The 21,510-nt window shown below is 50.2% G+C and carries 17 protein-coding genes and 4 pseudogenes; 11 read left to right on the forward strand and 10 right to left on the reverse strand.

The features are described from left to right. The first annotated feature begins 4 nt into the window (after nt 1-4). The 6 genes from HBM92_RS11895 (at nt 5) to HBM92_RS11920 (ending at nt 9,454) form a co-directional block, all read left to right on the forward strand. Complete coding sequence (locus tag HBM92_RS11895; RefSeq protein ID WP_023908450.1) at nt 5-748, forward strand: C40 family peptidase; 744 nt, start codon at nt 5-7, stop codon at nt 746-748. Continuing rightward, entirely contained in the window at nt 646-1,293 is a 648-nt protein-coding gene (locus HBM92_RS11900; protein ID WP_000741589.1) for a tail assembly protein, read from the forward strand. Before HBM92_RS11895 ends, HBM92_RS11900 begins: the two co-directional genes overlap by 103 nt. Nucleotides 1,294-1,353: 60 nt before the next feature. Further along, the gene (locus tag HBM92_RS11905) at nt 1,354-4,749 is read left to right on the forward strand and encodes a phage tail tip protein (RefSeq protein WP_001546198.1); all 3,396 of its coding nucleotides are present in this window, start codon (nt 1,354-1,356) and stop codon (nt 4,747-4,749) included. Between the two features lie 67 nt (nt 4,750-4,816). After that, nucleotides 4,817-5,416 carry an Ail/Lom family outer membrane beta-barrel protein gene (locus HBM92_RS11910; protein ID WP_001233167.1) on the forward strand — a complete coding sequence of 200 codons (600 nt, stop codon included), beginning with the start codon at nt 4,817-4,819 and terminating at the stop codon, nt 5,414-5,416. A gap of 64 nt (nt 5,417-5,480) precedes the next feature. Beyond that, nucleotides 5,481-8,879, forward strand: coding sequence for a prophage tail fiber N-terminal domain-containing protein (locus HBM92_RS11915; RefSeq protein WP_000279138.1), 3,399 nt, complete (start codon nt 5,481-5,483; stop codon nt 8,877-8,879). Next, entirely contained in the window at nt 8,879-9,454 is a 576-nt protein-coding gene (locus HBM92_RS11920; RefSeq protein ID WP_000885614.1) for a tail fiber assembly protein, read from the forward strand. The genes HBM92_RS11915 and HBM92_RS11920 overlap by 1 nt, the downstream gene beginning before the upstream one ends. Before the next feature lie 97 nt (nt 9,455-9,551). Here the strand turns inward: HBM92_RS11920 and HBM92_RS11925 are convergent, their stop codons facing one another. The 3 genes from HBM92_RS11925 to HBM92_RS11935 all read right to left on the reverse strand — a co-directional run bounded on the left by HBM92_RS11925 (nt 9,552) and on the right by HBM92_RS11935 (nt 10,874). Next, a complete protein-coding gene (locus HBM92_RS11925; RefSeq protein ID WP_000086522.1) occupies nt 9,552-10,142 on the reverse strand; it encodes a recombinase family protein in 591 nt (196 codons plus the stop codon). Nucleotides 10,143-10,458: 316 nt separating this feature from the next. Further along, nucleotides 10,459-10,692, reverse strand: coding sequence for a cold shock protein YdfK (gene ydfK, locus HBM92_RS11930; protein ID WP_000836768.1), 234 nt, complete (start codon nt 10,690-10,692; stop codon nt 10,459-10,461). Nucleotides 10,693-10,760: 68 nt separating this feature from the next. After that, nucleotides 10,761-10,874 (reverse strand): YnaM/YnfT family protein, encoded by a 114-nt coding sequence (locus tag HBM92_RS11935; protein ID WP_120795384.1) that lies wholly within the window; start codon nt 10,872-10,874, stop codon nt 10,761-10,763. A 604-nt stretch (nt 10,875-11,478) separates the two neighbouring features. Between HBM92_RS11935 and ydfJ the strand changes: the two are divergent. Together ydfJ and HBM92_RS11945 are read left to right on the forward strand one after the other, a co-directional pair. Further along, nucleotides 11,479-12,762: pseudogene (gene ydfJ / locus HBM92_RS11940) on the forward strand (MHS family MFS transporter YdfJ); the annotation flags it as partial. Nucleotides 12,763-12,850: 88 nt separating this feature from the next. Next, complete coding sequence (locus HBM92_RS11945; protein WP_000526706.1) at nt 12,851-14,311, forward strand: mannitol dehydrogenase family protein; 1,461 nt, start codon at nt 12,851-12,853, stop codon at nt 14,309-14,311. Between the two features lie 35 nt (nt 14,312-14,346). On the opposite strand, the gene ydfZ is transcribed toward HBM92_RS11945, so the two are convergent. The 3 genes from ydfZ to ydfG form a co-directional block, all read right to left on the reverse strand. Continuing rightward, nucleotides 14,347-14,550 carry a putative selenium delivery protein YdfZ gene (ydfZ, locus tag HBM92_RS11950; RefSeq protein ID WP_000214712.1) on the reverse strand — a complete coding sequence of 68 codons (204 nt, stop codon included), beginning with the start codon at nt 14,548-14,550 and terminating at the stop codon, nt 14,347-14,349. Between the two features lie 176 nt (nt 14,551-14,726). Beyond that, a complete protein-coding gene (rspR, locus tag HBM92_RS11955; RefSeq protein ID WP_000215535.1) occupies nt 14,727-15,413 on the reverse strand; it encodes a DNA-binding transcriptional regulator rspR in 687 nt (228 codons plus the stop codon). An 88-nt stretch (nt 15,414-15,501) separates the two neighbouring features. After that, on the reverse strand, nt 15,502-16,248 hold the full coding sequence (gene ydfG, locus HBM92_RS11960; RefSeq protein ID WP_001296081.1) for a bifunctional NADP-dependent 3-hydroxy acid dehydrogenase/3-hydroxypropionate dehydrogenase YdfG: 747 nt from the start codon (nt 16,246-16,248) through the stop codon (nt 15,502-15,504). A 136-nt stretch (nt 16,249-16,384) separates the two neighbouring features. On the opposite strand from ydfG, the gene dcp reads away from it, so the two are divergent. After that, on the forward strand, nt 16,385-18,430 hold the full coding sequence (gene dcp / locus HBM92_RS11965; protein WP_001443134.1) for a peptidyl-dipeptidase Dcp: 2,046 nt from the start codon (nt 16,385-16,387) through the stop codon (nt 18,428-18,430). A gap of 44 nt (nt 18,431-18,474) precedes the next feature. On the opposite strand, the pseudogene HBM92_RS25320 reads toward dcp, so the two are convergent. Continuing rightward, nucleotides 18,475-18,555: pseudogene (locus HBM92_RS25320) on the reverse strand (hypothetical protein); the annotation flags it as partial. A 38-nt stretch (nt 18,556-18,593) separates the two neighbouring features. Between HBM92_RS25320 and HBM92_RS25325 the strand changes: the two are divergent. Then, nucleotides 18,594-18,683, forward strand: a pseudogene (locus tag HBM92_RS25325) (TIGR00156 family protein); the annotation flags it as partial. 253 nt (nt 18,684-18,936) lie between these two features. After that, nucleotides 18,937-19,827: a diguanylate cyclase DgcZ gene (dgcZ, locus tag HBM92_RS11975; RefSeq protein WP_000592831.1), complete on the forward strand. Its 891-nt coding sequence runs from the start codon at nt 18,937-18,939 to the stop codon at nt 19,825-19,827. A 114-nt stretch (nt 19,828-19,941) separates the two neighbouring features. Here dgcZ and mgtT read toward each other — a convergent pair. From mgtT to ydeE, 3 genes and pseudogenes are all read right to left on the reverse strand, one after another. After that, a pseudogene (mgtT, locus tag HBM92_RS25330) lies at nt 19,942-20,047 on the reverse strand (protein MgtT). After that, complete coding sequence (gene mgtS / locus HBM92_RS11980; RefSeq protein ID WP_000901367.1) at nt 20,047-20,142, reverse strand: protein MgtS; 96 nt, start codon at nt 20,140-20,142, stop codon at nt 20,047-20,049. Before mgtS ends, mgtT begins: the two are co-directional and overlap by 1 nt. Nucleotides 20,143-20,268: 126 nt before the next feature. Continuing rightward, entirely contained in the window at nt 20,269-21,456 is a 1,188-nt protein-coding gene (gene ydeE, locus HBM92_RS11985) for an efflux MFS transporter YdeE (RefSeq protein WP_001054211.1), read from the reverse strand. Nucleotides 21,457-21,510 lie beyond the last annotated feature (54 nt).

Genomic DNA, 21,510 nt, shown 5'->3' on the forward strand with positions numbered 1-21,510 from the left:
TCCCATGACAGAGACAGAATCAGCGATTCTGGCGCACGCCCGGCGATGTGCGCCAGCGGAGTCGTGCGGCTTCGTGGTGAGAGCGCCGGAGGGGGAAAGATATTTTCCCTGCGTGAATATTTCCGGTGAGCCGGAGGATTATTTCCGGATGGCTCCGGAGGACTGGCTGCAGGCAGAGATGCAGGGTGAGATTGTGGCACTGGTCCACAGTCATCCCGGTGGTCTGCCCTGGCTGAGTGAGGCTGACCGGCGGCTGCAGGTGCAGAGTGATTTGCCGTGGTGGCTGGTCTGCCGGAGGGCGATTCACAAGTTCCGCTGTGTGCCGCATCTCACCGGGCGGCGCTTTGAGCACGGGGTGACGGACTGTTACACGCTGTTCCGGGATGCTTATCATCTGGCGGGGATTGAGATGCCGGATTTTCATCGCGGGGATGACTGGTGGCGTAACGGTCAGAATCTCTATCTGGATAATCTGGAGGCCACAGGGCTGTATCAGGTGGCGTTGTCATCAGCACAACCGGGCGATGTGCTGCTGTGCTGTTTTGGTTCATCGGTGCCGAATCATGCCGCCATTTACTGCGGCGACGGTGAGCTGCTGCACCATATTCCTGAACAACTGAGTAAACGAGAGAGGTATACCGACAAATGGCAGCGACGCACACACTCCCTCTGGCGTCACCGGGCATGGCACGCATCTGCCTTTACGGGGATTTACAACGATTTGGCCGCCGCATCGACCTTCGAGTGAAAACGGGGTCCGAAGCCATCCGGGCGCTGGCCATGCAGATCCCGGCGTTTCGTCAGAAACTGAGCGACGGCTGGTACCAGGTACGCATTGCCGGGCGTGATGCAGGTGAAACCGAATTGTCTGCCCGTCTTAATGAGCCGCTGGCAAATGGTGCCGTGATCCACATCGTGCCGCGTCTGGCGGGAGCTAAAAGTGGCGGTGTGTTTCAGGTGGTGCTGGGGGCGGCGCTGATTGCGGTGGCATGGTGGAACCCTGTGGGCTGGCTGGGTGCCGCGGCTGTATCGGGCATGTATGCGGCAGGGGCCAGTATGATCCTGGGCGGAGTGGCGCAGATGCTGGCACCGAAAGCCAGGACGCCCACGGCAGCAAGTACAGATAACGGCAAACAGAACACCTATTTCTCCTCACTGGATAACATGGTTGCCCAGGGCAATGTTCTGCCCGTTCTGTACGGTGAAATGCGCGTGGGGTCGCGGGTGGTCTCTCAGGAGATCAGCACGGCAGACGAAGGGGATGGTGGTCAGGTTGTAGTGATTGGTCGCTGATGAAAAACGTTTTATGTGAAACCGCCTCCGGGCGGTTTTGTCGTTTATGGAGCGTTAGGAATGGGTAAAGGCAGCAGTAAGGGGCATACTCCGCGCGAAGCGAAGGACAACCTGAAGTCCACGCAGTTGCTGAGTGTGATCGATGCCATCAGCGAAGGGCCGATTGAAGGTCCGGTGGATGGATTAAAAAGCGTGCTGCTGAACAGTACGCCAGTGCTGGACAGTGAGGGGAATACCAATATCTCCGGTGTCACGGTGGTGTTCCGGGCAGGTGAGCAGGAGCAGACACCGCCGGAGGGATTTGAATCCTCCGGCTCCGAGACGGTGCTGGGTACGGAAGTGAAATATGACACGCCGATCACCCGCACCATCACGTCGGCAAACATCGACCGTCTGCGCTTTACCTTCGGTGTGCAGGCACTGGTGGAAACCACCTCAAAGGGGGACAGGAATCCATCGGAAGTCCGCCTGCTGGTTCAGATACAGCGTAACGGTGGCTGGGTGACGGAAAAAGACATCACCATTAAGGGCAAAACCACCTCGCAGTATCTGGCCTCGGTGGTGGTGGGTAACCTGCCGCCGCGCCCGTTTAATATCCGGATGCGCAGGATGACGCCGGACAGCACCACAGACCAGCTGCAGAACAAAACGCTCTGGTCGTCATACACCGAAATCATCGATGTGAAACAGTGCTACCCGAACACGGCACTGGTTGGCGTGCAGGTGGACTCGGAGCAGTTCGGCAGCCAGCAGGTGAGCCGTAATTATCATCTTCGCGGGCGCATTCTGCAGGTGCCGTCGAACTATAACCCGCAGACGCGGCAATACAGCGGTATCTGGGACGGAACGTTAAAACCGGCATACAGCAACAACATGGCCTGGTGTCTGTGGGATATGCTGACCCATCCGCGCTACGGCATGGGGAAACGTCTTGGTGCGGCGGATGTGGATAAATGGGCGCTGTATGTCATCGGCCAGAATTGCGACCAGTCGGTGCCGGACGGCTTTGGCGGCACGGAGCCGCGCATCACCTGTAACGCTTACCTGACCACACAGCGCAAGGCGTGGGATGTGCTCAGTGATTTCTGCTCGGCGATGCGCTGTATGCCGGTATGGAACGGGCAGACGCTGACGTTCGTGCAGGACCGACAGTCGGATAAGGTGTGGACCTATAACCGCAGTAATGTGGTGATGCCGGATGATGGCGCGCCGTTCCGCTACAGCTTCAGCGCCCTGAAGGACCGCCATAATGCCGTTGAGGTGAACTGGATTGACCCGAACAACGGCTGGGAGACGGCGACAGAGCTTGTTGAAGATACGCAGGCCATTGCCCGTTACGGTCGTAATGTCACGAAGATGGATGCCTTTGGTTGTACCAGTCGGGGGCAGGCACACCGAGCCGGGCTGTGGCTGATTAAAACGGAACTGCTGGAAACGCAGACCGTGGATTTCAGCGTGGGCGCAGAAGGGCTTCGCCATGTGCCGGGCGATGTTATTGAAATCTGCGATGATGACTATGCCGGTATCAGCATCGGTGGTCGCGTGCTGGCGGTGAACAGCCAGACCCGGACGCTGACGCTCGACCGTGAAATCACGCTGCCATCCTCCGGCACCACGCTGATAAGCCTGGTTGACGGTGAGGGTAATCCGGTCAGCGTGGAGGTCCAGTCCGTCACCGACGGCGTGAAGGTGAAAGTGAGCCGTGTTCCTGACGGCGTTGCTGAATACAGCGTGTGGGGGCTGAAGTTGCCGACGTTGCGCCAGCGCCTGTTCCGCTGCGTGAGTATCCGTGAGAACGACGACGGCACGTATGCCATCACTGCCGTGCAGCATGTACCGGAGAAAGAGGCCATCGTGGATAACGGGGCGCACTTTGACGGCGACCAGAGCGGCACGGTGAATGGTGTCACGCCGCCAGCGGTGCAGCACCTGACTGCCGAAGTCACCGCAGACAGCGGGGAATATCAGGTGCTGGCCCGCTGGGACACGCCGAAAGTGGTGAAGGGCGTGAGCTTCCTGCTTCGCCTGACCGTGGCAGCGGATGACGGCAGTGAGCGGCTGGTCAGCACGGCCCGGACGACGGAAACCACATACCGCTTCACGCAACTGGCGCTGGGGCGTTACATGCTGACGGTCCGGGCGGTAAATGCGTGGGGGCTGCAGGGCGATCCGGCATCGGTATCGTTCCGGATTGCCGCACCGGCAGCGCCGTCTCGGATTGAGCTGACACCGGGCTATTTTCAGATAACCGCCACGCCACATCTTGCGGTTTATGACCCGACGGTACAGTTTGAGTTCTGGTTCTCGGAAAAACGGATTGCGGATATCAGGCAGGTTGAAACCACAGCCCGCTATCTTGGCACGGCGCTGTACTGGATAGCTGCCAGTATCAATATCAGGCCGGGCCATGATTATTATTTTTACGTTCGCAGTGTGAACACCGTTGGCAAATCGGCATTCGTGGAGGCTGTTGGTCGGGCGAGCGATGATGCGGAAGGTTACCTGGATTTTTTCAAAGGCCAGATAACCGAATCCCATCTTGGCAAGGAGCTGCTGGAAAAAGTCGAGCTGACGGAGGATAACGCCAGCAAACTGGAGGAGTTTTCGAAAGAGTGGAAGGACGCCAGTGATAAGTGGAATGCCATGTGGGGCGTCAAAATTGAGCAGACCAAAGACGGCAAACATTATGTCGCGGGTATTGGCCTCAGCATGGAGGACACGGAGGAAGGCAAACTGAGCCAGTTCCTGGTTGCCGCTAACCGTATCGCGTTTATTGATCCGTCTAATGGCAACACAAGACCAATGTTTGTTGGTCAGGGCGATCAGATATTCATGAACGACGTGTTCCTGAAACGCCTGACGGCTCCGACCATTACCAGCGGCGGTAATCCTCCGGCATTTTCCCTGACACCGGACGGGCGGCTGACGGCGAAAAATGCCGATATCAGCGGTAACGTGAATGCGAACTCCGGGACGCTCAACAACGTCACGATTAACGAGAACTGTCGGGTTCTGGGAAAACTGTCCGCGAACCAGATTGAAGGCGATCTCGTTAAAACAGTGGGCAAAGCTTTCCCCCGGGACTCCCGTGCACCGGAACGGTGGCCATCAGGGACCATTACCGTCAGGGTTTATGACGATCAGCCGTTTGACCGGCAGATTGTTATTCCTGCGGTGGCATTCAGCGGCGCTAAACATGAGAGAGAGCATACTGATATTTACTCCTCATGCCGTCTGATAGTGCGGAAAAACGGTGCTGAAATTTATAACCGTACCGCGCTGGATAATACGCTGATTTACAGTGGCGTTATTGATATGCCTGCCGGTCACGGTCACATGACGCTGGAGTTTTCGGTGTCAGCATGGCTGGTAAATGACTGGTATCCCACAGCAAGTATCAGCGATTTGCTGGTTGTGGTGATGAAGAAAGCCACCGCAGGCATCAGTATCAGCTGAATTTTATAACCCATATACGGGCGCCAGAAATGGCGCCTTTTTTATTGCAGAAAAGCGAGAGGTAATTATGCGTAAAGTTTGTGCAGCCATTTTGTCCGCAGCCATCTGTCTGTCCGTATCCGGTGCGCCTGCATGGGCATCTGAACATCAGTCCACGCTGAGCGCGGGCTATCTTCATGCCTCGACGAACGTTCCCGGCAGCGATGATCTTAACGGGATTAACGTGAAATACCGTTATGAGTTTACGGACACACTGGGGCTGGTGACGTCATTCAGCTATGCAGGAGACAAGAATCGCCAGCTTACCCGTTACAGCGATACCCGCTGGCATGAAGATTCCGTGCGTAACCGCTGGTTCAGCGTGATGGCGGGGCCGTCTGTGCGCGTGAATGAATGGTTCAGCGCGTATGCGATGGCGGGTATGGCTTACAGCCGTGTGTCGACTTTCTCCGGGGATTATCTCCGCGTAACTGACAACAAGGGGAAAACGCACGACGTGCTGACCGGAAGTGATGACGGTCGCCACAGCAACACGTCTCTGGCGTGGGGAGCTGGCGTGCAGTTTAACCCGACCGAATCCGTGGCCATTGATATTGCTTATGAAGGCTCCGGCAGTGGCGACTGGCGCACTGACGGTTTCATCGTGGGTGTCGGTTATAAGTTCTGATTAGCCAGGTAACACAGTGTTATGACAGCCCGCCGGTTCAGGCGGGCTTTTTTGTGGGGTGAATATGGCAGTAAAGATTTCAGGTGTACTGAAAGACGGCACAGGAAAACCGGTACAGAACTGCACAATCCAGCTGAAAGCAAAACGTAACAGCACCACGGTGGTGGTGAACACGCTGGCCTCAGAAAATCCGGATGAAGCCGGGCGTTACAGCATGGACGTTGAGTACGGTCAGTACAGCGTTATTCTGTTGGTGGAAGGATTCCCGCCGTCACATGCCGGGACCATCACCGTGTATGAAGATTCCCGACCCGGTACGCTGAATGATTTTCTCGGTGCCATGACGGAGGATGATGCCCGTCCGGAGGCACTGCGCCGTTTTGAGCTGATGGTGGAAGAGGTGGCGCGTAACGCGTCCGCGGTGGCACAGAACACGGCAGCCGCGAAGAAGTCAGCCAGCGATGCCGGCACATCAGCCCGTGAGGCGGCAACCCATGCGACTGATGCTGCAGGCTCAGCACGTGCAGCCAGCACATCAGCCGGGCAGGCCGCGACGTCGGCTCAGTCAGCGTCTTCCAGCGCAGGAACGGCATCAACAAAGGCTACTGAAGCATCAAAAAGTGCTGCCGCTGCAGAGTCCTCAAAAAGCGCGGCGGCTACCAGTGCCGGTGCGGCGAAAACGTCAGAAACGAATGCCGCAGCGTCACAACAATCAGCAGCCACTTCTGCATCCACCGCGACCACGAAAGCGTCAGAAGCTGCCACCTCAGCCCGGGATGCGGCGGCCTCAAAAGAGGCAGCGAAATCATCAGAAACGAACGCATCCTCGAGCGCCAGTAGCGCAGCTTCCTCGGCAACGGCGGCAGGAAATTCCGCGAAGGCGGCAAAAACGTCCGAGACGAACGCCAGGTCTTCTGAGACGGCAGCGGGACAGAGCGCCTCAGCTGCGGCAGGCTCAAAAACAGCGGCTGCGTCGTCTGCCAGTACCGCGTCAACAAGTGCCGGGCAGGCCTCAGCCAGTGCCACCGCCGCCGGAAAATCGGCAGAAAGTGCCGCATCGTCTGCTTCAACAGCCACAACGAAGGCTGGCGAAGCCACTGAACAGGCCAACGCAGCAGCGAGGTCAGCTTCCGCAGCGAAGACATCCGAAACGAACGCGAAAGCGTCGGAAACCAGCGCAGAATCCTCAAAAACGGCTGCCGCATCGTCCGCCAGTTCGGCGGCGTCATCGGCCTCATCGGCGTCTGCTTCAAAAGATGAGGCGACCAGACAGGCATCAGCAGCGAAAGGCAGCGCCACGACGGCATCCACGAAGGCAACAGAGGCTGCTGGCAGTGCGACGGCGGCAGCACAGAGCAAGAATACGGCAGAATCCGCAGCAACGCGCGCCGAGACAGCAGCTAAACGGGCAGAGGATATTGCATCCGCCGTGGCGCTTGAGGATGCAAGTACGACGAAAAAGGGGATAGTACAGCTCAGCAGTGCGACCAACAGTTCGTCTGAAACGCTGGCGGCAACGCCAAAGGCAGTAAAATCAGCCTATGACAATGCAGAGAAACGTCTGCAGAAAGACCAGAACGGCGCTGATATACCCGATAAGGGACGCTTCCTGAACAACATTAACGCGGTCAGTAAAACAGACTTTGCTGATAAGCGTGGTATGCGTTATGTGCGGGTTAACGCTCCTGCAGGTGCAATATCTGGAAAATATTACCCTGTTGTTGTTATGCGTTCTGCTGGCTCAGTAAGCGAACTGGCATCAAGGGTCATTATCACCACGGCAACGCGAACCGCAGGCGATCCGATGAATAACTGCGAGTTTAACGGATTTGTTATGCCTGGTGGCTGGACTGACAGGGGGCGTTATGCTTATGGAATGTTCTGGCAATATCAAAACAATGAACGAGCCATCCACTCAATAATGATGAGTAATAAGGGCGATGATTTGCGCTCTGTGTTCTATGTTGATGGCGCTGCTTTCCCTGTTTTTGCGTTTATCGAAGATGGCCTGTCAATATCCGCACCTGGTGCTGATCTCGTTGTTAATGATACGACCTATAAGTTTGGGGCAACAAATCCGGCGACTGAATGTATCGCGGCGGACGTTATCCTTGATTTTAAGAGTGGGCGTGGTTTTTATGAGTCTCATTCGTTAATCGTTAACGATAACTTGTCGTGCAAAAAACTTTTTGCCACAGACGAAATTGTAGCGCGTGGTGGTAATCAGATTCGAATGATAGGTGGGGAGTATGGGGCATTATGGCGTAATGATGGCGCTAAAACTTACCTGCTGCTTACCAATCAAGGTGATGTTTATGGTGGCTGGAATACATTAAGACCGTTTGCTATTGATAACGCAACCGGCGAACTGGTTATTGGAACCAAACTGTCCGCAAGTCTGAACGGTAATGCATTAACAGCAACAAAGCTGCAAACGCCAAGACGGGTTTCTGGTGTTGAGTTTGATGGTTCCAAAGATATTACTTTAACCGCCGCGCATGTGGCTGCTTTTGCCAGAAGGGCAACGGATACATATGCCGATGCGGATGGTGGCGTTCCCTGGAATGCCGAATCAGGCGCTTACAATGTCACCCGCTCTGGCGACAGCTATATTCTGGTTAACTTCTATACCGGAGTCGGAAGTTGCCGGACCCTGCAGATGAAGGCGCATTACAGAAATGGTGGTCTGTTCTACCGTTCTTCAAGAGATGGCTATGGTTTTGAGGAAGACTGGGCAGAAGTTTATACCTCGAAAAATCTTCCACCAGAAAGCTACCCAGTCGGCGCACCAATCCCGTGGCCATCAGATACCGTTCCGTCTGGTTATGCCCTGATGCAGGGGCAGACTTTTGACAAATCTGCCTACCCGAAACTTGCTGCCGCTTATCCGTCAGGCGTGATCCCTGATTTGCGTGGCTGGACGATTAAGGGCAAGCCCGCCAGTGGTCGTGCCGTATTGTCTCAGGAACAGGATGGCATTAAATCGCATACCCACAGCGCCAGCGCATCCAGTACGGATTTGGGGACGAAAACCACATCGTCGTTTGATTACGGCACTAAATCCACGAATAACACTGGTGCGCATACCCATAGTTTAAGTGGCAGCACGAATGCAGCTGGTAATCACAGCCATAGAGATGGCCGTCGATTTAACCCCAGTGTTTTTAAAGATACTTATCAATATGGTTATACAAGCTCAGGTCAAAATACCTGGGGTGTACAAGGCTCAGTAGGTATGTCTACGGGGTGGTTAGCGAATACCAGTACAGATGGTAATCATAGCCATTCACTGTCCGGCACAGCAGCATCTGCAGGTGCACACGCGCATACTGTCGGTATTGGTGCTCATACGCACTCCGTTGCGATTGGTTCACATGGACACACCATCACCGTTAACGCTGCTGGTAACGCGGAAAACACCGTCAAAAACATCGCATTTAACTATATTGTGAGGCTTGCATAATGGCATTCAGAATGAGTGAACAACCACGGACCATAAAAATTTATAATCTGCTGGCCGGAACTAATGAATTTATTGGTGAAGGTGACGCATATATTCCGCCTCATACAGGTCTGCCAGCAAACAGTACCGATATTGCACCACCAGATATTCCTGCTGGCTTTGTGGCTGTTTTCAACAGTGATAAGGCATCGTGGCATCTCGATGAAGACCATCGGGGTAAAACGGTTTATGACGTAGCGTCAGGGGACGCGTTGTTTATTTCTGAACTCGGTCCGTTACCGGAAAATGTTACCTGGTTATCGCCGGAAGGGGAGTTTCAGAAGTGGAACGGCACAGCCTGGGTGAAAGATGCAGAAGCAGAAAAACTGTTCCGGATCCGAGAGGCGGAAGAAACAAAAAACAGCCTGATGCAGGTAGCCAGTGAGCATATTGCGCCACTTCAGGATGCTGTAGATCTGGAAATCGCAACGGAGGAAGAAACCTCATTGCTGGAAGCCTGGAAAAAGTATCGGGTGTTGCTGAACCGTGTTGATACGTCAACTGCACAGGATATTGAATGGCCAGCACTGCCGTAGGGTAAAACATATAAATTCTATAATTAGATGTATCTTTCCATTTACGGCAAGGAAGGGGGCTTGGAAGACGTAAAGCATCTCACACCGAGATTATTTTTTATATGTCAGGTGTCTGAAGTTTTGCTTTGGCTCTTAAAATGGTTTGCCGCGAGGTTTTGAATTCCCGGGCAATGGCACTTATACTTACACCTGACTTAATTCGTTCGAATACCACCTGTTTCTGTTCTTCATTTAACACAGGTGGTCGACCAAAACGTTTCCCTGCGCCGCGGGCTCTTACTATCCCGGAATGAGTGCGTTCAAGTAAAAGGTCTCGTTCAAATTCAGCGACTGCTGAAATTACGTGCATCATCATTTTTCCTGTTGGACTGGTCAGGTCAATGCCCCCCAATGCTAAGCAATGCACTCTGATACCTGTTTCGGTCAGTTGTTCCACTGTTTTCCTGATATCCATTGCATTACAACCAAGGCGATCCAGTTTTGTCACAATCAATTGATCACCACATTTCAGGCGAGCAAGCAACCGGTTAAAACCAGGACGCTCACTGGTTGCTGCTGAGCCGCTAATGTGTTCTTCGATTATTTGCTGAGGTTTGATTTTAAAACCTGCACTTTCGATTTCCCGGCGTTGATTTTCGGTGGTCTGATCCAGCGTTGATATCCGACAGTAAGCAAAAATTCGAGACATAGTGAGACTCTATACGAAATTGGTGTTCATATCATAATGCATCTCAGAAAATAATTTTGATTATTTTTGTGCATATTTGTATGTACACGTTCGAAAATAAACGAATGCGTATGCAACCCCGTAACTTTGGTGAGACCCAAAATCGATTTTGTGAAAAATGGCTTTAACTCGGTTTGTTTTTCGAGTTCCGGGCGGACTCAAGGAAGAAGAATAGTGTTGCGTGTTATTTTAACCAGATTTCAAGTTGTTTGGTCGTGGAAAAGTGGAGTAAAATGTTGTTAAAGTGGAAAAATGATAAAAAAGTAAGTTTATTATATTACATTTTACCATTTAAATTTTGGTTGTCTTTAAGAACTGATATCGCTGTTTGTAATAATTCTTTGTTATCCAGCCATGATTTTTTCTTTATGTTTCCTTCAATGTAATCAAGCAATGTTCTGGTATTGATAGGTCTTCCCTGTTTTGCTACTTCCACTACAGCATCCCCTAGGATAATTCTTACTTCAGGAAGCTGCGCAGGGAACCACTTTAGGGTGTCTTTTGATTTCATGAAGATATTCCTTAAAATATTATTGATTTTCATTGCGATATTGTATGTCTGATTCAGGATATGTTGACTTATACATCGGTTTTGTCTGGGTTATTGGATATGCCAATCCCTAATTTTATTAGGGCATGACTAAAAATGCTGAATATGATAAGGAGAGATGTGATTATCAGTATGCTGTTCATATAGCCTCGAATTAGTAATGTGTTATATATGATATAGTTGACAATTTTTATCTTGGGTGTTCTTAAAGTTCGTAGATAAACATTGTCGTTTCAGGTATACAGGAATGCTAACAGGTGGCAGCAAAAATCAGGCGGTTTATGGCGCAAGCTGAAGCGGCAACTGCAAACTATCTTATGCAGAGACTCTACACGGATTGGGTTTAAAAGTATACATAGATAACAGTTTTTATCTGAAAAAGAAAAATATCAAGGTGATATAGCCTATATGCCTTTGATGCGGAGGAATGAATGTGATGGGAGTGATGTATCTGAATAGTTGAAAAACCGCAGACACGCCTTATGCAAGAACGTGCTGCGGTTGGCTGGTAAATTTTTCGATAGTGTGAGTATTGAATGATTTCCAGCCGTTCTTGATTTTACGCATAAATCCATGAAAAAACTACTTATCTGTTGGGGAGTTTTTTTTGGGGCATATATGGGACAGAAATAGGCCCCAGATAGACACTGAGATCGAACTTAGGATGCTTTTTAAAAAATGCAACTATCTGAAAAAACCTAGAAAACGCCAAGGAAACCACAGGATGGGAAAAAACACCTGTGAATTATGGACTTCCAGTTATATTCGCTCGGCGCAGCGTTAGTGTTTCATGAAATATTTTTTCCTGAATCATCAACGGCAATGGCGTTAATTCTGGCAATGGGAACCTATGGTGCAGGTTATGTGGCACGTATTGTCGGAGCATTTATTTTCGGCAAAATGGGCGACAGAATAGGGCGTAAAAAAGTGCTCTTTATTACCATCACCATGATGGGGATCTGTACCACCTTAATTGGTGTGTTACCGACTTATGCACAAATTGGTGTTTTTGCCCCCATCTTGCTGGTGACGCTGCGTATTATTCAGGGGTTGGGTGCAGGTGCGGAAATTTCCGGTGCCGGTACGATGCTGGCGGAATATGCGCCAAAAGGTAAGCGCGGAATTATCTCCTCATTTGTGGCTATGGGAACTAACTGCGGAACCTTGAGCGCAACGGCAATCTGGGCCTTTATGTTCTTCATTCTCAGTAAAGAGGAACTGCTGGCGTGGGGATGGCGTATACCTTTCCTGGCGAGCGTTGTCGTGATGGTCTTTGCTATCTGGTTGCGTATGAATCTGAAAGAAAGCCCGGTCTTTGAGAAGGTTAACGACAGCAACCAACCGACAGCAAAACCTGCACCTGCTGGTAGCATGTTCCAGAGCAAATCCTTCTGGCTGGCAACAGGGCTGCGTTTTGGTCAGGCTGGTAACTCAGGTTTAATTCAGACTTTCCTTGCAGGCTATTTAGTGCAGACGTTATTGTTTAACAAAGCAATTCCAACAGATGCATTGATGATCAGTTCGATTCTCGGCTTTATGACCATTCCGTTCCTTGGTTGGTTATCCGATAAAATTGGTCGCCGGATCCCGTATATTATTATGAATACCTCTGCGATTGTGCTGGCGTGGCCAATGCTTTCTATCATCGTAGATAAAAGCTATGCCCCGAGCACCATTATGGTTGCACTGATTGTGATTCATAACTGTGCGGTGCTGGGATTATTTGCTCTGGAAAACATTACCATGGCAGAAATGTTCGGCTGTAAAAACCGCTTTACCCGAATGGCTATTTCTAAAGAAATTGGTGGTCTTATCGCTTCCGGTTTTGGTCCTATCCTGGCGGGGATTTTCTGCACCATGACGGAATCCTGGTATCCGATCGCCATTATGATCATGGCATATTCTGTGATTGGTTTAATCTCTGCGCTGAAAATGCCAGAAGTGAAAGACCGTGATTTAAGTGCGCTGGAAGACGCCGCAGAAGATCAACCACATGTTGTAAGAGCTGCGCAACCGTCCAGAAGTCTGTAAATCCTCAATCCCTTCTCTTACCGGAGAGGGGATTTTTATTCATATAACAAAACATGTAGCTTGCTATATTTAATTTTAAGGAATTGTTATGGGAAATCATTTGTTATCAGCAAAAGCGACGCTCCCTGTTTATGATCGTAATAACCTGGCCCCAAGAATTGTTCATTTAGGCTTTGGTGCATTTCACCGTGCGCATCAGGGCGTGTATGCCGATATTCTTGCTACGGAACATTTCAGTGACTGGGGATATTATGAGGTCAACTTAATCGGCGGCGAACAGCAAATTGCCGATTTACAACAGCAAGATAATCTTTATACCGTTGCGGAAATGTCGGCTGATGCGTGGACGGCTCGCGTCGTTGGCGTCGTTAAAAAAGCCTTGCACGTACAAATAGATGGCTTAGAAACCGTGTTGGCTGCGATGTGTGAACCGCAAATCGCGATTGTCTCTCTGACAATCACCGAAAAAGGGTATTTCCACTCTCCGGCGACCGGACAGTTAATGCTTGATCACCCGATGGTCGTTGCCGACGTGCAAAATCCCCACCAGCCGAAAACTGCAACAGGGGTGATTGTTGAGGCGCTGGCTCGCCGTAAAGCGGCAGGACTTCCCGCATTTACCGTCATGTCATGTGACAACATGCCAGAAAACGGTCATGTTATGCGTGACGTTGTCACTTCCTATGCGCAAGCCATTGATGTAAAACTGGCACAATGGATCGAAGATAACGTGACTTTCCCATCAACAATGGTGGACCGTATTGTGCCCGCAGTGACAGAGGATACGCTGGCGAAAATCGAACAACTTACCGGTGTGCGCGATGCGGCAGGCGTTGCCTGTGAACCTTTCCGCCAGTGGGTAATAGAAGATAACTTTGTTGCCGGACGTCCGGAATGGGAAAAAGCGGGAGCTGAACTGGTTAGCGATGTGCTGCCTTATGAAGAAATGAAACTGCGTATGCTTAACGGCAGTCATTCATTCCTGGCGTATCTGGGCTATCTTGCCGGATATCAGCACATTAATGACTGCATGGAGGATGAACATTATCGTCATGCGGCGTATACCTTAATGTTGCAGGAACAAGCGCCGACGCTGAAAGTGCAGGGCGTTGATTTGCAAGATTACGCTAACCGATTAATTGAACGCTATAGCAACCCGGCGTTACGTCATCGAACCTGGCAGATTGCGATGGATGGCAGCCAGAAATTGCCACAGCGGATGTTGGATTCTGTTCGCTGGCATCTGGCGCATGACAGCAAGTTCGATCTGCTGGCGCTGGGCGTCGCAGGTTGGATGCGTTATGTCGGTGGTGTTGATGAACAGGGAAATCCGATAGAAATCAGTGATCCACTGTTACCTGTTATTCAGAAGGCAGTACAAAGTAGTGCTGAAGGGACAGCGCGCGTCCAGTCACTGCTGGCAATTAAGGCGATCTTTGGTGATGATTTACCAGGCAATAGTTTGTTTACGACAAAAGTAACGGAAGCGTACTTGTCTTTATTAGCGCATGGCGCGAAAGCGACCGTGGCGAAATATTCCGTGAAGTAAAAAAAGCAATGCCGCCATCGGCGGCATTCACACGCTTAGTTCATGCCGAGACGAATCAGGTCCAGTGGTGCCAGTTTCTCTTCACAACCTTCAACAACTACGGTTTTTCCGCGGCGGATTTGCTCAGCGGTCAGACCTTCAGTATCAATCGACAGGATCTTGCCAGTGTGACCGGTGCCGCTAACCATAACACGGCTGCCAGTGGTGATTGCGTTACGGTTACGATCGTAGGTCGTCATAGGTGTTTTCTCCTTTCTGATTTACAGTCGAAGCCCACGTAACGGGCGCAATATAAATACTCCTGTCGAGTGAAATATTTTTTGTTTTTGATCAAGCTCACATCTTTTTTGATGCATGCATGAGCCATAAGTCGGGGGAAAAGACTCTCACCCCGGATGGGATGAGAGGAAATGAATTACTCTTCGCTAAACCAGTCGCTGTTTTCCTGGCGGATCTGGCGCACGGATTCGCTGATTTCCTGCAAATGTTGCGTCATTGCACGTTCTACCGCATCGCCATCACGTTTTTGCAGGGCAGAGAAAATATCAAGATGCTGGCGTAACAGCATTTCTGGTGGAGAAACGTGGTCGAAGCTCATATAGCGCACGCGATCAACGGTCGCTTTCAGGTTCTCAATGGTATCCCACGCCAGTTGACAGTCGGCAATCTGCGTCAGGAGTTGATGGAAGTTGTCATCAAGTTCAAAAAAATCATCCAGTTGCTTGCGCTCAATGGCAATGCGTTGCTGGTGAAGATTTTGTTCCAGTTGGTAGCACTGGCTTTCGGTAATCATGCTCGCCGCCCGACGCGCCACCGCGCACTCAATGGCCTGACGGATAAAACTGCCGTTGCGCACCTGGGCCATGGAAATTTTGTTGACGTAGCTGCCACGCTGCGGACGAATTTGAATCAGACCGTTTTCCGCCAGTTTAATAAAGGCTTCGCGAACCGGCTGGCGTGACACATTGAAACGAACAGAAACTTCTTTTTCCGACAACGGTGTGCCTGGTGCAATCAGGCAATGGACAATGTCGCGGCGAAGAATACGATAAATCTGCTGATTGACAGGCGGTGTGGGATTAAGTTGCGTTTCGACGGTCATTCGTTCTTGCTTGTGAGTGAGTTAACTGCATGAGTCTACCACTTTTTTGTGACAAGCAATAACCCGGCAGTTACGCCGGGTATAAAAATTACTGACGGTGGACATTCAGTCCGGCATAGCTTTGGGTAACCGGCATCATTTCCAGGGTATTGATATTGACGTGAGCAGGCAGCGTTGACACCCACCAGACGGCTTCGCTGACATCTTCTGGTGTCAATGCAACGGTATTTTGATAGGTTTTTTCCGCTTTACCGTCATCGCCTTTAAAGCGGACATTGGAAAACTCGGTGCCACCCACCAGACCCGGTTCGATGTCGGTGACGCGCACCGCCGTACCATGCAGGTCCGTACGCAGATTCAGGCTAAATTGACGAACAAACGCTTTCGTCGCACCGTAAACGTTACCACCGGCATACGGCCAGCTACCTGCCGTTGAGCCAATGTTAATAATATGACCATGATTACGTTCAACCATACCCGGTAAGACGGCGCGCGTCATATATACCAGGCCTTTGTTGTTGGTATCAATCATCGTTTCCCAGTCTTCAATGCTGGCTTTATGCGCAGGCTCCATGCCCAACGCCAGGCCGGCATTGTTTACCAGGATATCAATATTGCTCCACTCGGCAGGGAGCGATGCCAGCATCTCTTCAATAGCGGCGCGGTTGCGAACGTCCAGTTGGGCGATATACAGATTATCTCCCAGTTCGTCTTTTAACTCCTGTAACCGCTCCTGGCGACGGCCAGTAGCGATAACTTTATGCCCTTGTTGAATAAAACGACGAGTAATGCATTCACCAAAACCTGCCGTTGCTCCAGTTACTAAAACGATCATCTCACTGTTCCTCAACGCTTTTGTGTGTCAATAACATAGCACGTGATGCTTAAGAGCGGGTAATACTGGTTTGCAAGATTGCACTCCGTTATCAGTAAGCCTACGCTATGGAACACCTCGCGTTCAGGAGAAGAAAATGACAACAATGAATCCTTTCCTTGTGCAAAGCACACTGCCGTATCTGGCTCCCCATTTTGATCAAATTGCCAACCATCACTATCGCCCGGCATTCGATGAGGGAATACAGCAAAAGCGGGCAGAAATAGCTGCCATCGCGCTTAACCCGCAAACACCTGATTTCAACAATACTATTCTGGCACTGGAACAAAGCGGAGAATTACTTACCCGCGTTACCAGCGTCTTTTTTGCGATGACTGCGGCGCATACCAATGATGAATTACAGCGTCTTGATGAACAGTTTTCCGCTGAACTGGCGGAACTTGCGAATGATATCTATCTGAACGGGGAATTATTCGCGCGGGTAGATGCTGTCTGGCAACGCCGTGAATCCCTGGGGCTTGATAGTGAATCCATCCGCCTGGTGGAGGTGATTCATCAACGTTTTGTCCTTGCCGGAGCCAAACTTGAGCAAGCTGATAAAGCAAAATTAAAAGTACTGAATACAGAAGCTGCGACCCTGACCAGCCAGTTTAACCAGCGGTTACTGGCAGCAAATAAATCCGGCGGTCTGGTTGTGAACGATATCGCGCAGCTGGCAGGAATGAGTGAACAAGAGATTGTGCTGGCGGCAGAGGCGGCTCGCGAGAAAGGTCTGGATAACAACTGGCTGATTCCGCTGCTGAATACCACCCAGCAACCAGCGCTTGCTGAACTGCGCGATCGCGCGACGCGTGAAAAACTGTTTACTGCGGGCTGGACGCGAGCGGAAAAAAATGATGCCAATGATACCCGCGCTATCATTCAACGTCTGGTGGAGATCCGCGCGCAGCAGGCGAAACTGCTTGGTTTTCCTCATTATGCCGCATGGAAAATCGCCGATCAGATGGCAAAAACGCCAGAAGCAGCGCTCAACTTTATGCGGGAAATTGTTCCAGCGGCGCGTCAACGTGCGAGCGATGAATTAGCCTCGATACAGGCGATTATCGATAAGCAGCAGGGCGGGTTTAGCGCGCAGTCGTGGGACTGGGCATTTTATGCCGAGCAGGTAAGACGTGAGAAATTCGATCTCGATGAAGCGCAGCTCAAGCCTTATTTCGAATTAAACACGGTGTTGAATGAAGGCGTATTCTGGACTGCGAATCAGCTCTTCGGTATTAAGTTTGTCGAACGTTTTGATATTCCTGTCTACCATCCTGACGTTCGTGTGTGGGAAATTTTTGATCATAATGGCGTGGGGCTGGCGTTATTTTACGGTGATTTCTTCGCCCGTGATTCAAAAAGCGGCGGTGCATGGATGGGCAATTTTGTTGAGCAATCAACGCTGAATGAAACGCACCCGGTAATTTATAACGTCTGCAATTATCAGAAACCCGCTGCCGGTGAGCCTGCGTTGTTACTCTGGGATGATGTAATAACCTTATTCCATGAATTTGGTCATACGCTGCACGGCCTTTTTGCCCGCCAGCGTTATGCCACGCTTTCCGGCACCAACACGCCGCGTGATTTTGTCGAATTTCCGTCGCAAATCAACGAACACTGGGCAACACATCCGCAGGTATTTGCTCGCTACGCCCGGCATTATCAGAGCGGGGCCGCAATGCCTGACGAACTTCAACAGAAAATGCGTAATGCCAGTCTGTTCAATAAAGGGTATGAGATGAGCGAACTGCTTAGCGCCGCACTTCTCGATATGCGCTGGCATTGCCTGGAAGAAAACGAAGCAATGCAGGACGTCGATGATTTCGAATTGTGGGCGCTGGTGGCGGAAAATATGGATCTTCCTGCTATACCGCCACGCTATCGCAGCAGTTATTTCGCCCATATTTTTGGTGGCGGATATGCCGCAGGTTATTACGCTTATCTGTGGACGCAAATGTTGGCCGATGATGGTTACCAGTGGTTTGTTGAGCAGGGCGGATTAACGCGTGAAAATGGGCGGCGTTTTCGCGAGGCGATTCTTTCCAGAGGTAACAGCGAAGATCTGGAACGCCTGTATCGACAATGGCGCGGTAAGGCACCTCAGATTATGCCGATGCTGCAACATCGTGGCTTGAACGTATAAACACCACCAATGGCTGGCCTGGATTTATCGCCAGACCAGCTTCGTTATAGCAGTAATTGCAGCAACTGGGCGAGGGCAAACTTCACCGCTAATGCGAATGCCGTTTCGCAGTCGCCAGCAAAATTACTTTTTTTGTATACTCTTCCGTTATAATAATTTTCAAATTCAGCCGGACCAGATGATCAACATTAGCGGCAGTCTGGATAAGAAAAGCGCGCCGGCCGTCGTTCGGGTCACTCAGTTGCAGAAATAAAAATAAATTAGCCTGATGGCCTGAACTACTGGGCCATTAGGGTATTGGGTTATGCTATTTGTCATCCTTTTAATTGCGATAATGCAGAGTTAATTTATAGAATTAAACACTTTTTTATCTGCTGATTTTGTTTTAAATCACAATGTTATCTCAGAGATGCTCATAACTCCGGATTTCTATGAAAATATTGACGTAATTTTGCTTTTCTCTCGTTAGAATAGCGCGCACAAGGAACTGTGAAAAAGGAGTGGCAATGATCAAGAAGACAACGGAAATTGATGCCATCTTGTTAAATCTCAATAAGGCTATCGATGCCCACTACCAGTGGCTGGTAAGTATGTTTCACAGCGTGGTCGCGAGAGATGCCAGTAAGCCAGAAATAACGGATAACCATTCTTATGGGCTGTGCCAGTTTGGTCGGTGGATTGATCATCTGGGGCCACTCGATAACGATGAATTACCTTACGTTCGGCTAATGGATTCTGCCCATCAACATATGCATAACTGTGGTAGGGAATTAATGCTGGCTATTGTTGAAAATCACTGGCAGGACGCGCATTTCGACGCTTTTCAGGAAGGGTTGCTTTCTTTTACTGCGGCATTAACCGATTACAAAATTTATTTGCTGACGATCCGTAGCAGTATGGATGTTCTGACGGGATTGCCGGGTCGTCGGGTTCTTGATGAATCCTTCGATCATCAGTTACGCAATGCTGAACCTCTGAATCTTTATTTAATGTTGTTGGATATAGACCGATTTAAATTGGTTAATGATACCTACGGGCATTTAATCGGCGATGTAGTATTACGCACCCTCGCAACTTACTTAGCCAGTTGGACGCGCGATTACGAAACGGTTTATCGCTACGGGGGCGAAGAATTTATCATTATTGTCAAAGCGACTAATGATGAAGAAGCATGTCGTGCAGGTGTCAGAATTTGCCAGTTAGTCGATAACCATGCCATCACACATTCTGAAGGGCATATCAACATTACCGTGACTGCTGGTGTGAGTCGTGCATTTCCTGAAGAGCCTCTGGATGTGGTCATTGGAAGAGCGGACAGGGCAATGTATGAGGGTAAGCAAACCGGAAGGAATCGCTGCATGTTTATTGACGAACAAAATGTGATTAACCGAGTTTAAGCTCCGTTTAACATTCATTGAGAAAACTGATGCTACTGTGTCAACGATCCGTTATCAGTGCAGGAAAATGCCTGTTAGCGTAAAAGCAAAACACAAATCTATCCATGCAAGCATTCACCGCCGGTTTACTGGCGGTTTTTTTTTCGCCGTCATAAAAATCAGGCCCCTTGTACACAACTGTAACAAGGGGCCGGTTAGGTGAGGGATTATCTCCGTTCATTAGTCATCCCATTTGTGGCTGAAATACGCGGCCAGAAACCCAGAAAATAAAATTATTCCCAGTACGGCCATAAAAACATTCATATTACCCAGCATTATTTGCCTCCGTTTATGGTGTGGTGTGTTTCCTCGCTTACCTTAATTTTCATCTCAATGAGAAAGATATTAGCAGAGGTAACCTAAACGAAGGCTGAATTAAATTCTTATTGTGTTCGACTTAAATCAACAAAGCGCGGGCTGCCCCCACGGTCTTGCACGAATTCCTTTTAACATCAGCACCCACGCAACAACGATCACCAACGCTAAGATGATAAACAGCGAGAAAGGCGGCAGACTGGTAAGTACTATGCCACTCACTAATGGGTTAATCGCAGCACCAAGCCAGCCTAAAGACTGGGCGGAAAAATAGCTGGCTTTCATTCCTGGCGGCGCAATATGGTCAATCAACATATACTCGCCCGGCGCATAAATGATTTCACCGACAGTAAATACCGCAGCTGACATACCCCACAATAGCAGGCTGTTGCCGGAAAAAATAAAACCGACCAGCCCGATGACGAAACAGAGGGTGCCTGCTGTCATCAGCGCGCGGATGTTAGCCGGGTTAAGGCGGCGGCCCACGGAATATTGCAACGTAACCACCATGGCAGCATTCACCGGAAGAACAACCGCGACCACCTTTTCGGCAAAATCACCATCAGCAATCACCATCACATATTGTGAAATGCATGAAGCAAATGCGCCGCTAACAAAAGAAGCCAGAAAGCCAGAGCAGGTAAACCACAACAGTGCTTTATCTTGTAATAAAACTTTCGGCGACCAGACACTGCCTGTTTCCGTGGCGATGATTTTCTCGCTGCGCTTTACCCAAATTTGAATGAAAAGCATGGGGAACGCGGAACAGATAGCTGCCAGCCAGAAGGGCAGATTGATGCTCTGCATCACCAACAGCGTGCCGAGTGGCGGACCGATGGTCCAGCCAATGTTGAGCATGGTGTAGTTGATTGAGAAAATCTTCGTTTTGCTGGTGGACGAAAGATTGTCGGCAAACCAGGCTTTCAGCACGGTAGCAAAAACGGAGTAGGCGCAGTTAATAAGGGCAAAAAAGAGCACCACCAGCGTCACGTTATTCACTAAAGGAATGGCAATAAAACCGCTAGCGAAGGCGGTAATTGCCATTAACATATAGCGTTTCTTGTCGAACTTATCCGCCAGGATACCAAAACCGAGGCTAAAAACGACGCCAATAGTGAGCGCAATTGTCATCGCATAACCGATTAGATCGACACTCAGGCTGTACTGGCGACTCAAGTAAATGGTCATAAACGGCAGCGTAGCGCCGCGTCCGATGGTTAATAACAACGACGAGGCAAGAAGGGCGCTGGTAGAGCGTCGTAGGGATAAGTTCATTTGTCTGTCCGGCAGTGCGTTTCGTTATGTTTTGTTTTAGAGATGTAAAGGAAT

Origin of the sequence: Escherichia sp. E.sYA108, from assembly GCF_011754335.1 — a bacterium.
Classification (GTDB): Bacteria; Pseudomonadota; Gammaproteobacteria; order Enterobacterales; family Enterobacteriaceae; genus Escherichia; species Escherichia coli.